Source organism: Rhizobium croatiense, from assembly GCF_019793465.1.
Classification (GTDB): domain Bacteria; phylum Pseudomonadota; class Alphaproteobacteria; order Rhizobiales; family Rhizobiaceae; genus Rhizobium; species Rhizobium croatiense.
This window is the reverse complement of record NZ_JAILYJ010000064.1, coordinates 1-479: the sequence shown is the minus strand read 5'-3', so window position 1 is coordinate 479 and position 479 is coordinate 1. Positions and strand designations below refer to the sequence as shown.

Genomic DNA, 479 nt, shown 5'->3' with positions numbered 1-479 from the left:
ATCCCGAAGCGCGCAAGATCTTCGAGCGCCTTCTCCCGGTGACGCGTGCCGTCTATCACCGCGGCTCCCACATGGAAGGCACCGTGGCCTTGAAACTCGGCCTTGTGCACCGCGGTATCCTTGATCACGCGACGATCCGCGAGCCGCTGAAAAATCTTGGGGAAAAGGCCGAAGCGGAGATCTTTGCTGCCTTCGGCGCCGCCGGTATTGGTCGCGTTGACCAACTCCTGGCTGCCGAGTGACCGATTTGCCGCCCCTGCACATGTCGCAGGGGCGCATTCAGATGGGGAGCAGGGAACCCATGGGAGCCCGCAGATGCCGGCACGGCAGCGGGCAAGCTTGAACGTCTGTGAGGCACCGGCGTCAGCGGCCCTGGAGCCCATTGCCCTGATAGGACGAACCGACACGCAGCAGTAACCATCAAGCAGGAGCGCGCCTGGCCGGGAGAGTGGTAGGCTACGGGGCGAGAAGGAGGAACC

The 479-nt window shown here is 64.1% G+C and carries 1 pseudogene; it reads left to right on the top strand.

Going from position 1 to position 479, the window contains the following annotated elements:
• Positions 1-242, top strand: a pseudogene (locus K6M89_RS30565) (dihydrodipicolinate synthase family protein); the annotation flags it as partial.
• Between the last annotated feature and the right edge of the window lie 237 nt (positions 243-479).